13 protein-coding genes are annotated in these 14,873 nt (G+C 37.4%); all 13 read right to left on the bottom strand.

Features of this window, described 5'->3' with window-relative positions:
- Positions 1–589 precede the first annotated feature (589 nt).
- The gene (gene ftsZ / locus BLR36_RS02130) at positions 590–1,747 is read right to left on the bottom strand and encodes a cell division protein FtsZ (protein WP_093059948.1); all 1,158 of its coding nucleotides are present in this window, start codon (positions 1,745–1,747) and stop codon (positions 590–592) included.
- Between the two features lie 42 nt (positions 1,748–1,789).
- Entirely contained in the window at positions 1,790–3,079 is a 1,290-nt protein-coding gene (gene ftsA / locus BLR36_RS02125) for a cell division protein FtsA (RefSeq protein WP_093059946.1), read from the bottom strand.
- A 99-nt stretch (positions 3,080–3,178) separates the two neighbouring features.
- Complete coding sequence (locus BLR36_RS02120) at positions 3,179–3,529, bottom strand: small basic family protein (RefSeq protein ID WP_093059944.1); 351 nt, start codon at positions 3,527–3,529, stop codon at positions 3,179–3,181.
- 1 nt (position 3,530) lies between these two features.
- Complete coding sequence (locus tag BLR36_RS02115; RefSeq protein ID WP_093059942.1) at positions 3,531–4,253, bottom strand: DUF881 domain-containing protein; 723 nt, start codon at positions 4,251–4,253, stop codon at positions 3,531–3,533.
- Between the two features lie 31 nt (positions 4,254–4,284).
- Positions 4,285–5,007: a DUF881 domain-containing protein gene (locus BLR36_RS02110; RefSeq protein ID WP_093059940.1), complete on the bottom strand. Its 723-nt coding sequence runs from the start codon at positions 5,005–5,007 to the stop codon at positions 4,285–4,287.
- Positions 4,985–5,782 (bottom strand): cell division protein FtsQ/DivIB, encoded by a 798-nt coding sequence (locus BLR36_RS02105; RefSeq protein ID WP_093059938.1) that lies wholly within the window; start codon positions 5,780–5,782, stop codon positions 4,985–4,987. Before BLR36_RS02105 ends, BLR36_RS02110 begins: the two co-directional genes overlap by 23 nt.
- A 1-nt stretch (position 5,783) precedes the next feature.
- Complete coding sequence (locus BLR36_RS02100; protein ID WP_093059936.1) at positions 5,784–6,857, bottom strand: FtsW/RodA/SpoVE family cell cycle protein; 1,074 nt, start codon at positions 6,855–6,857, stop codon at positions 5,784–5,786.
- Between the two features lie 37 nt (positions 6,858–6,894).
- Entirely contained in the window at positions 6,895–8,250 is a 1,356-nt protein-coding gene (murD, locus tag BLR36_RS02095; RefSeq protein WP_093059934.1) for a UDP-N-acetylmuramoyl-L-alanine--D-glutamate ligase, read from the bottom strand.
- Position 8,251: 1 nt separating this feature from the next.
- The gene (gene mraY, locus BLR36_RS02090) at positions 8,252–9,223 is read right to left on the bottom strand and encodes a phospho-N-acetylmuramoyl-pentapeptide-transferase (RefSeq protein ID WP_093059933.1); all 972 of its coding nucleotides are present in this window, start codon (positions 9,221–9,223) and stop codon (positions 8,252–8,254) included.
- Positions 9,224–9,269: 46 nt separating this feature from the next.
- A complete protein-coding gene (locus BLR36_RS02085) occupies positions 9,270–11,138 on the bottom strand; it encodes a penicillin-binding transpeptidase domain-containing protein (RefSeq protein ID WP_093060273.1) in 1,869 nt (622 codons plus the stop codon).
- A 100-nt stretch (positions 11,139–11,238) separates the two neighbouring features.
- Positions 11,239–13,404 (bottom strand): penicillin-binding transpeptidase domain-containing protein, encoded by a 2,166-nt coding sequence (locus BLR36_RS02080; protein ID WP_093060272.1) that lies wholly within the window; start codon positions 13,402–13,404, stop codon positions 11,239–11,241.
- Between the two features lie 35 nt (positions 13,405–13,439).
- Entirely contained in the window at positions 13,440–13,808 is a 369-nt protein-coding gene (ftsL, locus tag BLR36_RS02075) for a cell division protein FtsL (RefSeq protein ID WP_093059931.1), read from the bottom strand.
- A complete protein-coding gene (rsmH, locus tag BLR36_RS02070) occupies positions 13,809–14,759 on the bottom strand; it encodes a 16S rRNA (cytosine(1402)-N(4))-methyltransferase RsmH (RefSeq protein ID WP_093059929.1) in 951 nt (316 codons plus the stop codon).
- Between the last annotated feature and the right edge of the window lie 114 nt (positions 14,760–14,873).

The following is a 14,873-nucleotide window of genomic DNA, read 5'->3' as shown; positions in this document are numbered from 1 at the left end:
AACCAACTAGAATCCCTTTTTCCGGTAATCTTATGGTGTTTGTCTATCCGTCGCCCTTCCACAACTCTTAGAAACAGGTTAGGGCGTATTTGTTTAACGAAAGAAATGATACTTTTCTGATACATAGAGGAAGCTCACGAAGATGCAATTTCGTTCGCTCTTTCGTTTCTTTATTTAATGCACACTTACTATTACTTTTTATTTCCACTAGTAAAAATGTAATCTACTCTTCTCACACTTCAGGAAGAATAATGCAACTACTCTAAATATGTTTTTATCCTTACATATACTTTAACTTATTTAATTATCTCAGGCGATAGGCTATGCCAAATCTCTTAGTATAGTACCACACCTTCATTGATTGGAGTGAAAGGTGGCGACTCCTGTGGGATGAGTGAGACAGATGAGATATCACATCGACGCGCTAGCGACGGTGATAGCTCATCGCTCACCCCACGGAAAGCGTCCGCCTGAAACGGAAATCATAGGATTATTTATTCTTACTAGTTTCCTAAACCTAGTATTCACAAGACATTTTTATATACTTTCTACAAAAAAGCAATCACCGAAGTGATTGCTTTTTTTTATATTAATTTCTGCGTTGACGATTTCTTAAGAATGTTGGGATGTCTAATGCATCCTCTTGCTGGTTATGAGATACATGTCGATCTTGTTGAGGTGCTTGTTGTTGCGGCACTTCTTCTTTACGTTGTTCTCGGATAGGTGCTGCAGTTGGTTGTGGTGCTCTGTTTCCACCGAACCCTGTGCTTCTTGGTTGTTTTTGATTAATAAGCTCTTCATTGAAACCAGTTGCAATTACAGTTACAACTATTTCATCTTTCAAGTTATCATTAATAACCGAACCGAAAATCATATTCACTTCTTCATCTGAAGCAGAGGCAACGATATCGGCTGCTTCCTGAACTTCAAAAAGACTTAAGTTAGAACCACCAGTAATATTCATCAAGACACCAGTTGCACCATCGATTGATGTTTCAAGCAATGGACTTGAAATTGCTTTTTTGGCAGCTTCAGCAGCACGATTTTCTCCCGCAGAAATACCAATACCCATAAGTGCCGCGCCTTTATTGGACATGATTGTTTTTACATCTGCAAAGTCAAGATTGATAAGACCAGGTACAGCGATCAAATCTGAAATACCTTGTACCCCTTGGCGTAACACATTATCTGCTTCTCTGAATGCTTCTATCATCGGCGTGTTTTTATCTACTATTTCCAACAAGCGGTCATTTGGAATGACGATTAACGTGTCTACTGACTCTTTCATCATTCCAATTCCACCTACTGCTTGTGTAGAACGTTTACGACCTTCAAAAGTAAATGGACGTGTTACAACACCTACTGTTAATGACCCTAAATCACGTGCAATCTGAGCAATGACTGGTGCTGCGCCAGTTCCAGTTCCGCCACCCATACCCGCTGTGACAAAGACCATATCTGCTCCTCTAAGTGCTTCCTCGATCAATTCTTTACTTTCTTCTGCAGCTTTTTTCCCTACTTCAGGGTTTGCACCCGCACCCAGCCCGCGAGTTAGTTTTCCGCCAATTTGAAGCTTTACTTCTGCTTTTGACATATTAAGAGCTTGGGCATCTGTATTAACAGCAATAAAATCTACTCCTTGAACACCATGTTCAATCATACGATTTACAGCGTTATTACCGCCCCCACCTACTCCAATAACTTTAATGATCGCTAATTGATCTTCATTTGTTTCAAATTCTAACATGCTATTGCCTCCTATGCTCTCTCCGATATGAAAAAGGGTTTGTTATTCAAAAAACTTGTCAAAAAATCTCTTTGCTTTTGTCATTGCACTATCTTTGTGTTCATTAGTCGTCTGAGCAGTTTGTTTTTGTTTTTTAGATATCGCAACCGCTTCATTTGGAACCGAATGCGCTAACGCATGGCTAGTACCAATTTTACCATAGAAAAGGTCTTCTTTATAGGCATATCTTATAAGACCAACTGCGGTCGTATATTGTGGCTCACGAACTCCAATATAATCTGGAGTATATAATCTTACTCTTGTTTGAAGAATATGTCTTGCAAGCTGTCCTAAGCCTTCAAGTTTAGAAACCCCACCAGTAATGACTACGCCTCCTGGTAAGTCCTGTAAACCAAGTCTATAGAATTCTTCCAGAACCAGTTCAAATAACTCTTCAAGTCGAACCCCTATGATTTCTGCAATATATCGCTGAGAGTATTGTTCTTTCATATCTGCACCTATTACAGGTACTTCAAATAATTCATCATCGGAAGCATCATCGTAGAAAGCATGTCCATATTTTAATTTAATCATTTCAGCTTGTTCCGTTGGTGTTTTCAATACAATCGATAAATCTTTTGTAATATGATCTCCACCTACTGGAATTACTGAAGTATTGATTAAGTGTCCTTCATTGAAGATGGCAATTGTAGTGGATCCTCCGCCTATATCAATATAAGCTGTTCCATGATTCTTTTCATCCTCTGTTAATGCAAAATAACCACCTGCTAAAGGCTGTAAATATATCTCTCTTATTTGGAGACCAGCTCGTTCCACACATCTTAACACGTTATGTAAAATTGTTTTGGATGTAGTCATCATAATACCGTCTAGTTCCAAACGGGTGCCGATCATTCCACGTGGATCTTTAATTTCCTCTAAGTGATCAACGATGAATTGTTTAGTTGCTATATTAATAAGCTCTCGCTCAGGAGGAATGGACATCACTTGAGCAGACTCGATAACGCGCTCTAAGTCACCGTCTGTAATTTCCCTGTCCTCTCGATTAACAGCTACTACACCTTTAACATTTTGTATATTTGCCATATTTGCAGGAATGCCTAATACGATTTCATTTATAGACATGCCGATCATTCTTTCGGCTTCACTTACGGCTTTTTTGATAGATTGTACAGTTGCGTCTATATCTACAATGGTGCCTTTTCTTATTCCGTTTGATTTTACATTTCCTACACCTATTACATGCAGCGAGTCATCATTCATTTCTCCGATTAAAACTTTGATGGAAGATGACCCAATATCTAGTGATACGTATAATTCTGATTGATTCAACCCGTGGCACCTCCTAATAACTCTTTATTTATTATTCTAGTGTAAAAACAGTATAAAGTCTAAAATTTTCTAAAGAAATAGTCAATTTCTTCATAAAAACTATTGATTTTTTCTTTCTGACCATTTAGTTAGCAAAATCCGACGAATTACTGCGATATTTTGAAATAATCGCACTCCAAAAGCAAATATCGCTGCTAGGTATAAATCTATTCCTAAGTGTACACCTAAAAACGCTAAAGCTGCTGCAAGACCTATGTTGAAGAAAAATCCTGAAACAAACACTTTGTCATCATAGACATGCTGGAGATGAGCACGTATTCCTCCAAATAGCGTATCGAGTGCTGCCAATACGGCTATTGATAAATAGCTTTCATATATTTCTGGTATCTGTATTTCAGTTAACAAACCGAGGGAAATCCCAAGTATCAGTCCTAATAATGGCAACCACATGTCATGACTTCCCTTCTGGTACTTCTTTTAAAAATTCGTTATTTAATGCTTGGTCATATGGTGAGATTGTGATATTGCGCTTGGGTTCGCCAATCATAAGTTTCAAATTGTCGATATAGAAGTCGTCACCTATTGTAGAAGCCTCTAACTGATTGTACATTTTTTGTGCATCTTCAAAAGTGGAGGTTCCAATTTTAATCGTGAATGGTGCATTCCTTACAGGAATATTATTCACTGTAGTTTTACCATTAACGTCTCTAATAGGCGAAGAATATATAATCCTTTTACCGTCCACCTCTAAATCCTTTGCTTTAAAACGATTGATTTCATTGATGAGCCGAATAAGTAAATCTGGTGAAATTCCTTCAACTGGTTGTCCTAATGCAATGCTTTCTAGTGAAGGCTCTACATTAATAGTAAGCCCAGGTCCAGTGTATTCAACAAGGCCAATATCTTTCTTTAGTTGCTCTACTGTATCCTTTAAGGCGAATTCAGCACTTTCATTTACCATGTTCCCGTATTTTAGAATCGTCTGATCTAACACATAAACCTCTGATAGTAACTCGGAGTGTGTTTCAGTTTCTTTTGAGAGCTCTTGACGAATTGCCCATATGTCTCGTGTATCTCTTGTTTCTGGATTTTGAACGGTGTTATATTGTACCGCTAACATAAATCCAATTATTAGCAAAATTATGGTAAACCGAATATAGACGGTTTTTTTCATTATTCGGCCTCCTTTTATTCCTTAGTACTCCTTAACTATAGTCATCATCCCTCAGGGCAGGCATCGTTATTAAATCTTTTTCGCCAACAGTAACTACGATATTATCACTAGTAAGCTGATCTACAACTCCTCCACCTAGATTAACGGAAGCGAGTAATACTTTTGGATCGCCCACAGCTTCAATTGTAAAAGGAGCAGGAAAGGTTTTACCATCAACGACAATTACAGGACCTGTACATCGTATATACGAATTTGCATGAAGCCGCTGACCATTAATGGAAATTGCTTCTGCACCTGAGATTTTCAATTCGTTAATCACTTTGAAAACGTGACTCTCATGTACAATATAATCATTAGGGTTTTCCTGAGAAGGATCATAAGCCCCATCTTCCAGCGAAACAGTAATTCCCTTGCCTTGAGATGGAATATCACCGATTAATAATCGAAGCAATTCTGCTTCTTCCACTAGATCTTCCACACTTTCTTCGCTCTCTACAAAGGATTGTTCAAAATCACGAACTTTTTGCTGCTTGACTATAATTTCTTCATTTAACTCTTTGTTTCGTTCTTTTTGTTCCACTAATTTTTCTCTATATTTTTCTTGCTCTTGGAACCCTGAGACATTTGCATTTTTATTCGTGTCATCTGAAGAGATACTATACGAATATGCAAGTATAAATCCTAACACTAAACTTACCATCGATATAGTAATAAGGCCTCTAGATGGCACTTTAAGGAGTTTCGTCTTCTTCATTTTCCAGAACCTCCTCCTCTACTGGTACATTGTACACATCAACAAATGGTCGGAAAAATGTTCCCACTTCTAGATCCACAATCCCTTTTACTTCTGGATTCAACTGAGAAACAATAGACGGATAAAAATTCATTTTCTCGCCGAATGAGGGAATTATCGCCTTGACTTCATTGCCGTCATTCATATACACCTGGATAGAATACGCATCATTTTCCGATGGTGTATATTTAATCTGTGAAATACCAGTTAATACTTCACTGTCTAAATTCTTTAATTCTTTAATCATTCTTAAACGAACTTTCTCCGAATCAAATCCAGTAAATATGGGTCCGTCCTTTGGTATAACTTGTCCATCTGTTTTAATAATCTGACCATTTTCTAAAATAATATGAAGAAAATCTCCATCTTCTAAATAGCCTATTTGTTTAAATTCGTTCACCTGTATATGAACGGATGTTAACCATTTGCGTTGGACTTTTACTGATTCTACCCAAGCATTATGTGTTATTAGATTTTCAATTTTACTTTCATTGAAACTCCACATCGAATCACCAATCTTCAGGGTACTTTCCTCTATGTACAATTGTTTTGGAACTAACTTTTCACCTTCTATTGTAATTTTTTGAATTTGACTATAAGTAGATTGAAAATATAAAACTATTAATAGCGTCGTAACAAAGAGAAAAAGTAGAATGGAAAATTTTTTGTTTGTTCTACGTCTTCTGCGCTCTTTTAGTGTAGGTATACGATCTTCAATATCGATGATTTTTTCCATTCTACCGCCTCCCTTCTTTATCAGTTTCTTTAGCCAGATTTAAAATAATACCAATAATCCCCCATGTCATCACTAATGAGGACCCCCCGTAGCTGATGAATGGCAAAGTTACACCCGTTACTGGTAAAAGTCCAGTTACTACTCCCATATTTAAAAATGTTTGTACTGCTAAAAGGGAGGTAAATCCAATAATCATCAGCTGACGTTCACGTGTGTTTGCACGCGCAGCCATGGTGAAACTAGTTGTAAAAAAAGTTAGGAATGCCAGTACAATGATAAAACCACCGATGAAACCTGACTCTTCTAACAGGATGGAAAAGATGAAATCGTTTTGAGGTTCCGGCAAATATAAAAACTTTTGGCGACTATTTCCATAACCAAAACCGAATAATCCTGCTGGTCCTATTGCAAGCAATGACTGTATAGCTTGAAACCCAGAACCAAGTGGATCATTCCAAGGATCTAAAAAGGCTTGAATTCGTACAAGTCTATATGGCGCTGAAACGATTAATAAAACAAAGGCAACAATTCCACTCAAGCCAATCCAAAGGAAGAACTTAAATGGCAGACCTGCTGCGAACAATAAAAAGAATACAGCAACAACCAATACAAAGGCAGAACCAAAATCTGGTTGTACCATAATAAAGGCAATTGGCAATAATAACAGGATTGCACTTTGAATATAAATTTTCATTCTAGAATTTTTTTCATTAGCTAGAGAGCTAGCTAAAACTCCTAAAACTGCTATTTTAGCTAACTCAGCTGGCTGAAAATTCATAAATCCAAGAGATATCCAGCTTTGAGACCCATTTCGAATAACCCCAATACCTGGAATTAATACTCCAATTAGCATAAGGATTGCCACTATATATAATCCTCTCCAAAACCCATCAGTACGTATAAAGCTCGCTCGTTGAATAATAAAAGCTCCAACAATCCCTATAACCAAGTATGCTGCTTGTTTCAACGCAAAAGGCATTTGCCCTTTATAATGGACTTCGCTCCAATAGGAACCTGCTGAATGAACAAAAAATATACCAATGATTGATAAAAATAGGACAGAAGATAAGAAAATAAATTTTCGTGTATCTTTCGTTTAGGTCATCCTTTCATTACTCTTCTAAAGCAATAACTCTGTCAATAAATTCATCTCCACGAATCTCAAAGCTTTCGTATTGGTCCCAGCTTGCACACGCTGGTGACAGTAATACGATATCACCTTCTGAGGATAGAGCTATTGCCTGATCAAATGCTTCACCTAATGTTTGGAAACTAGCTACCGATTCTATGCCTTGTGCTTCCCCAAATTTCTGTAATCGGTCCGCAGTCTCCCCAAAATGGACCAATGCTTTTACACGATTTAAGTATGGTATAAGTTCATCAAACGAATGTCCGCGGTCCACACCGCCTGCAATTAATACAACAGGCTCTATAAATCCTTCTAAAGCACTTTTTGTAGCAAGGGCATTTGTTGCTTTGGAATCATTATAAAACTTGCGCCCCTTCCAGTCTCTGATAAATTGTGTACGGTGCTTAACCCCATGAAATGTCGATAAAACTTGTTTAATAGCTTCTACAGAGCAATTCATCATTAATGCTGTAGCCGTTGCAGCTAATACATTTTCTAAATTATGCTTACCTCTCAACGCGATAATCAATCGTTCAAACAATGGTTCACCATTCCAGTAAACGTATAAATCATCCGCACTAATACCTTCGTTTGTTTTGCTGCTCACATAGAAAGGTATTTTAGTGGCCATACTCTTTTGGGCATAATCCACTACAATTTGCTGCTCCCCATTAAAAATTAGCCAATCGGTAGCATCTTGGTTTTGCGTAATTTTAAATTTAGCGTCTGTGTATTCTTGAAAATCCTTATGATAATCTAAATGTGCTTCATACAAGTTAAGTAGCACAGAAACTTTTGGCTTTAACATTTCTGTACCCATCAGCTGAAATGAAGATAATTCAGTTACAATAATATTGTCTTCTGTCGCCTCTTTTGCAACACTCGTTGCCACGGTCCCAATATTTCCAGCTATTTTAGGTTTTTTATTTGCCGCAGCTATCATTTCAAATATTAATGTAGTCGTTGTCGTTTTTCCGTTGGATCCTGTAATTCCGATCATTGGAGCGTCGCTAATACGATATGCTAGTTCAACTTCCGTCCATACAGGTATCCCTCTTTTTTTTGCCTCTGAAATGACTGGATTTGTATATGGTATTCCAGGATTCTTGACGATTAGACTAAATCCTTCGTCTAAAAGGTCTTCTGGATGACTTCCACAAATAACAGTTAGTCCTTTAGATAACAAATACTGTGCATTCTCATTTTGCTCGAACGGTTTAGAATCATTTACAGTAACAAAAGCTCCTAATTCATGCAGAGTTTCTGCAGCTGCAGTTCCACTTTTAGCTAATCCTAAAACGAGTATTTTTTTATGAAATACAATTGGTAACTTTTTCATCTTATAAAACCTCCAAGCAGACTACAATCATAGCAGCTACAAAACCTATTGCCCAAAATACCGTAACTATTTTACGCTCATTCCACCCTGATAATTCGAAATGATGGTGAATCGGGCTCATTCTAAATATTCTTTTGCCAGTTGTTTTAAAGCTAATAACCTGCAATATTACCGATAATGTTTCAATTACAAAAATAATCCCCACCAGCAGTAATAACAATTCTTGTTTAACTAGAATAGATACCATTGCAAGGGCTCCTCCTAATGCTAGAGAGCCCGTATCTCCCATAAACACCTTAGCTGGATTTTTGTTGAACAATAAAAACCCTAAAAGTGCACCTGACACACTAAATGTAAAAATGGCGATATCTGTTTGTTCATAAGCAAGTGCTAGAACTCCGAATGTCGCAAAGGCAACCGTTGCAGTTCCAGCAACTAAACCATCTAAGCCATCTGTTAAATTGACTGCATTGGAAAAACCAACTAACCAAAATATTAGAAATGCGATATATAGTTGCCCCAAAGGCAGATCCAATTGTGTAAAAGGTATTTCGATAGTTGTATCAAATGGACCTTGCTTTAGTAAGAAATAAGCAAGTACAGCAATAAGAATTTGACCAATAAGTTTCTGAATGGAAGTTAAACCTAGGTTTCTTTTCATTACGACTTTTATAAAATCATCTAAAAACCCAATAACACCGAAACCTACAAGAATAACTAATAATACGATTGACTGAGTCGTTAACTGATCAAAATAAAATGAAAGAGCAAGTGTAGAGATAATGATAGAAACAAGGAAGATTAACCCTCCCATTGTAGGAGTACCTGCCTTTTTCTGGTGTGACTCAGGTCCTTCCTCTCTTATACTTTGACCAAATTTCATTCTTCTCAAATACGGTATAACGATTGGAGCAAGAATAACAGTCAATAAAAAACTAACAATAAGTGTAATAACCGTTGTAGATAATGTCATGAAAAAATCTCCTTAAATACGATCAACTATAAATGAATGTACTATATTATTTATTTGTGTAGACATGAATCGTTCCATTTAATGGGATGAGCCCATTTTCTTTTGGTAGCTGGGATATTATCTCGTCTCCATCACCATGCCAAACAATAGTGAACGGATACATATAAGACGTGATTTCTTTTCTTTTCGTTCCCACTAAATTTGGTGTCCTTACCTGTTCTACGTCTCCCCATCTGTACTCTTTTTCCAATTGGGTGCCACTACCTTTTGTTTTCAGAGAATCCTCTAAAATTTGCCCGACAATAGGTGCAGCAATGACGCCCCCAAATTGAGTGCTATGCTTTGGGTTATCAATAGCAACATATACAATAAGTTCTGGATTGTCGGCAGGTGCAAATCCGATAAAGGAAACAATGTATTCCCCGTCCATATATCTGCCGTTTTGTACTTTTTGAGCAGTACCAGTTTTACCTCCAATTCGAAGCTGGTCACGATATGCGTTTCTTCCTGATCCTTTCGCAACTACATGCTCCAAGGCGTCTCGTACGATAGCAGAAGTTTCCTCACTAATAACTTGACGTTTCATCTCCGGCTCGCTACTTGACAATATTTCGTTTGTTTCACCATCTATTGTGTTTTTTACAATATATGGTTTGTATAAATACCCACCATTAATGGCTGCAGCTACAGCTTGCACTTGCTGTATGGGAGTTACTGAAATCCCTTGGCCGAAAGAGGTTGTGGCATGTTCTACTGGTCCAAAATTTTCTTTACTAAATAGAATACCCGTGGATTCCCCAGCCATTCCTGACCCTGTAGATTCTCCAAATCCAAAGTTACGTATGTATTCTAATAACTTCTTTGAACCAACTCTATTTCCTAGCTCAATAAAACCCGGGTTACAAGAGTTTTGAACAACCTCTAAAAAAGTTTGATCACCATGTCCAGCTCGTTTCCAACAACGGAGTCTAGAACCTTCCACCATGGTATACCCTATATCATGAAAATGATCCTCCTCTAAGTCTACTACATTCTCTTCTAATGCAGCACTTAAAGTAATAATCTTAAAGGTTGATCCTGGCTCAAAAGTCATCCAAACTGGTAGGTTCCGGTTATAAACTGTTGAATCCACCTCTTGGTATGTAGATGGATCGAAATTAGGAGCTGATGCAAGAGCTAATATTTCACCGTTTTTGGGATTCATCACAATGGCAATTGCTTGGGTTGCCTCATACTTTTGCATTGCCTGAGAAAGCTCTCGTTCAACTACTTTTTGAATATCTAAATCTACAGTAAGTTGAACATGATTACCTTTTACTCCGTTTTTCCAACCATCGTCCACATGTGGTAGTGGTACTCCCTTAGCATCCGTAAACATTCGAACAGCAGAGGATTTACCCTTTAAAATAGAATCATATTGATATTCAATTCCGGCAAGCCCTTGTGCATCATAACCTGTGAAACCTACTAATCTAGATAACATATTACCATAAGGATAGTCTCTAATATAATCGACTCCTGCATATAATCCTTTAATATTTTTATCCTGTATTTCCATTGCTAGGTCACTTGATATATTTTTTCCTTTTGGTGCAATTTTTATCAAATAATCGCGTTTGTTTATTTGCTCCAAGAGATCCTTGTCTTCCATACCAATTAAAGATCCAATTTCCCTTGCTACCTGTTCAGGATCATCATTTTGGGAGGGCATATAAAACAAAGTCGGTGCCAGCTTATTTCCAACGATAACTTCGCCATTACGATCCAAAATATTACCACGTAGTGATGCGTATGGCAATTCTCTATCCCAGCTTTCCTTTGCTTTCGTTGTAAGCTCATCAAATTGAAAAAATTGAAGCTGAACTAATTTGAAAAGTACTAATAAAAACAAAAAAATAATCATAATCCATATCATTCGCAGCCGTAAAATTTGTTTTGTTTTAGAAATTGCCAATTCCCCTTTAGTCCGTTTTAGATAACTTATGAGAAACTGGCTCTAACTATTCTCTTCCTCTTTAGTCCTGCGGTAAATCTGTTGTTATTACTTCTTCTTCAGTTTCCATATTTGTAACTTCATCTGGTGTAGAAAGTTTTACGACTATTGGCGTATCAACTGTTACAATCGATTCTCCTGTCAAGCTCTGTTCCGTTACAAATCCTTCCCCAACAATTTCAATCGGTAAATTGGATAATGATTTATAAAGCATCACATTTCTTTTGGACCAACCCTTAAAGTTAGGTAGTTGTATATCTCCCTGCCCCTTTATGAAGACGGTGCTATTGGAAATAGCTGATGAATTAGCCTCTGGGTATTGTTCCTCAACGGTACCGGAATTACCTATAACGATTGTTTTCAGCCCTAACGCTTCAAGTTTACTTTGACTTTCTATTAAATTCCCACCGATTACTTTAGGCATTTCAACCGGATGCGCAAGCTCCAGATTCTCAGGCTCGATATTTAAATATTTTAAACTTCTTTCTGTCACGGTATTGAAAATGTCTGATGTCGTATCAGAACCAAATTCTGTTAACTCCAACTTAGGTCGGTGTACCATGATATACACGATTAACTGCGGATCCTCAACTGGAGCCATCCCTATGAAAGAATATAAGAAATCGTTTTTGCCCCAATAGTAACCTCCACCTGGTTTAGGTATTTGGGCAGTACCTGTTTTACCTGCTGATGTATAACCATTTAATTTAAATTTCTGAGCAGTACCTTTTTCTGACGTTACGGTGCTTGCCAATATTTCTTTTACCTGTTGTGCGGTTTCTGCAGAAATAGGAGATTTTTTTTCAATCGGTTTATGATTCTGTACTACTTCATTTGTATTTGGATTAACAATTTTATCAATAATGTAGGGTTGCATCATTTTACCTTTGTTAGCTATAGCAGTCATACCTTGCACCATTTGTATAGGTGTAACAGTTGTCCCCTGTCCATATGTTGTTGTAATACGTTCAACTGGACCAGAATCCGCGATAATTCCTGTAGCTTCATGTGGAAGGTCTATACCCGTCTTCTGTCCAAATCCAAATAGTTTAATATACTCATTGAATGTTTTTTCTCCAATTTGATGGAGTAAGTATGCCATGGAGACGTTGGACGACCGTTGAAAGCCCTCTAAGTAAGAGATATTCCCCCACCCTACTACGTTATGATCACGAATAGTTGTATCATAAACCTTATAGGAACCAGATTTAAACGTAGCATTAGGTGCCCATACCCCCTCTTCTATAGCGGAAGCTAGTGTGAATATTTTAAAGGTAGATCCTGGCTCAATTGTCTGCTCTGTCACTTCATTTAACCAGTTAGTGGAAAGACCCTCCCTCGTATTAGGTTCAAAGGTTGGGCGCTGAGACATTGCTAAAATTTCCCCAGTTTTAGGATCTGCCACAACAGCAGTTATCTTTTCTGGTTCATATTTTTCTTGCACTTGATTTAAAGCATCCTCAAGAAAGTTTTGAATGGTTTTGTCGAGGGTAAGCTGAATATTCAAGCCATCCTGTGCCTCTGTCACCATTTTTTCAGCATTCGGTAGTAGAAAGCCTTTTGTATCACTTTGGAATTCTACCTTTCCTGGAGTACCTGTTAACTCCTCATCATAAATATATTCAAGTCCCATTTTCCCTACTGCCTTAAATGTCCCATCTTCTTTTTCTTCTTTTAGAGCAAAGCCTATTAAATGCGAAGCAAATTGACCATTTGGATATAATCGTTTCAGATCCTCAATGAATATAATACCAGGTAGTTTATTACTTTTAATATCTTCCATAAGCTGGTTACTAATATCCCTACCTGCTTTTCCAAATTCTACTTGGTATTTCTTCGCTTCAACATTTTTATCTAGTAAAATTTTAATCTCTTCTTCAGACATATCAATATAATTGGATAATACTTTAGCGGTCACTGCTGTATCACTTACATGTCTTTGTATGCCGCTATTTCTAGAAGCCTTTGGGCTAATAACAGCTATCATTTTATAACTAAGTGTATCCTGCGCAATAACTTCACCATTACGATCGACTATTTTACCTCTACTCGCTTGAAGAATCTGTTCTCTACTGTACTTGTTCTCTGCCTTCGTTGTTAACTCCTGTCCTTCTGCTGTGCCTGTGTACTGTATAAACACAAAACGACTAAGTAATAAGAAAAAGAGCCCTCCATATAGTAAAAACATTAGAAAGGCTCCCCATTGAAAACGAAATTTCTTATTCATTGTCCTGGCACTACCTTTACGTTTTGCTCATTCAGTTTCAAACCGAGCTCTTCCGCCTTTTTCCAAATGCGTTCATAGGTAGATAATTCACTTACTTGTACAGACAAATCATTATTCTTTTTTACTGTAGAGTCAATTTCCTTTTCCATAAGAGAAATTTCGGTAGAAGTAGCCCTCACAGCAGTTTCTGATTGAATAATCATTAAAGACAGAACAGTGACTACCGCTAACAACCCCATTAAAAGAATTTTTTCTCCTCGAGAAATAAGATTATTACGTTGTTTTGCCGGCTTCTTTACATGTGGTAGTTCCGTGTAAGAAGGGCGTGTTATGTATGTTTGTGATTGTTGTTTACGTAAAGCCATTTAGACACTTCCCTTTTCGATTAATTTTTCCACAATACGTAACTTAGCTGAACGGGAACGATTATTTACCGCTAATTCTTCCTCCGACGGGACAATCGGTTTCCTGGTAATCAGTTTTAACATTGGCTCCATACCTGCTGGAATCATAGGTATATTTGGTGGTAGATCTGGTAAAGTGGATGCTTCTTTAAAAATCGTTTTCGTTAGTCTATCTTCTAGAGAATGGAAGGTAATAACGCTAACTCTTCCCCCCACTTTTATAAGCTTAATTGCATCTTCAAGTGAGTCCTCTGCTGCTCCTAATTCATCGTTTACAGCAATTCGGATTGCCTGGAAAATACGTTTCGCAGGATGTCCTCCAGTTCTTCTAGCAGCCGCTGGAATACCTTCTTTTATAAGTTCTACGAGTTGGAAAGTCGTAGCAATTGGTTCTATTTCTCTAGCCTTTTCAATTTTGCGTGCTATTTGCTTAGAAAACTTCTCTTCTCCGTAGCGAAAGAATATTTTGAGTAGTTTTTCATATGGCCATTCATTGACTACGTGGTACGCAGTTAACTCACTAGTTTGATCCATCCTCATATCTAATGGAGCGTCATAGTTATAGCTAAACCCACGCTCTGGTGTATCCAATTGGGGCGATGACACACCTAAGTCATATAAAATTCCATCCACTTTTTCAATACCGATTTGGTAAAGCTCATCTTTTAAATAACGAAAATTTGCATGTACAAATGTAACCTTATCTAAAAACGGTGCCAGTTTTATCTTGGCATTTTCAATGGCAGTCATATCCTGATCAAAGCAAATCAGTCTACCTTTATCATTTAATTGTTGTACTAAGTATTCACTGTGACCTGCTCCGCCTAGCGTGCAATCCACATATATCCCATCAGGACGAATAGCTAGTCCATCTACTGTTTCTTTTAACAATACGGTTGTGTGATGAAACAAGCCTTTCCCTCCTCTAATCAAATTTACCCCGACATATTGGTGTCCGGATTTTTATCGAGCTCGCTCAATATATTCCTTTAAAAATCTGTGACATCCTCCGTAGGAATTAACTTA

It is taken from the genome of Psychrobacillus sp. OK028 (assembly GCF_900103605.1).
Classification (GTDB): domain Bacteria; phylum Bacillota; class Bacilli; order Bacillales_A; family Planococcaceae; genus Psychrobacillus.
This window is presented reverse-complemented; position numbering and strand designations above follow the sequence as displayed.

Bases quoted from the DNA above. Each gene is read 5' to 3' on its own strand.
- ftsZ (WP_093059948.1), bottom strand. From the start codon at position 1,747: ATGTTAGAATTTGAAACAAATGAAGATCAATTAGCGATCATTAAAGTT.
- BLR36_RS02115 (WP_093059942.1), bottom strand. From the start codon at position 4,253: ATGAAAAAAACCGTCTATATTCGGTTTACCATAATTTTGCTAATAATT.
- BLR36_RS02105 (WP_093059938.1), bottom strand. From the start codon at position 5,782: ATGGAAAAAATCATCGATATTGAAGATCGTATACCTACACTAAAAGAG.
- BLR36_RS02085 (WP_093060273.1), bottom strand. From the start codon at position 11,138: ATGATATGGATTATGATTATTTTTTTGTTTTTATTAGTACTTTTCAAA.
- BLR36_RS02110 (WP_093059940.1), bottom strand. From the start codon at position 5,007: ATGAAGAAGACGAAACTCCTTAAAGTGCCATCTAGAGGCCTTATTACT.
- murD (WP_093059934.1), bottom strand. From the start codon at position 8,250: ATGAAAAAGTTACCAATTGTATTTCATAAAAAAATACTCGTTTTAGGA.
- mraY (WP_093059933.1), bottom strand. From the start codon at position 9,223: ATGACATTATCTACAACGGTTATTACACTTATTGTTAGTTTTTTATTG.
- ftsL (WP_093059931.1), bottom strand. From the start codon at position 13,808: ATGGCTTTACGTAAACAACAATCACAAACATACATAACACGCCCTTCT.
- BLR36_RS02120 (WP_093059944.1), bottom strand. From the start codon at position 3,529: ATGTGGTTGCCATTATTAGGACTGATACTTGGGATTTCCCTCGGTTTG.
- BLR36_RS02080 (WP_093060272.1), bottom strand. From the start codon at position 13,404: ATGTTTTTACTATATGGAGGGCTCTTTTTCTTATTACTTAGTCGTTTT.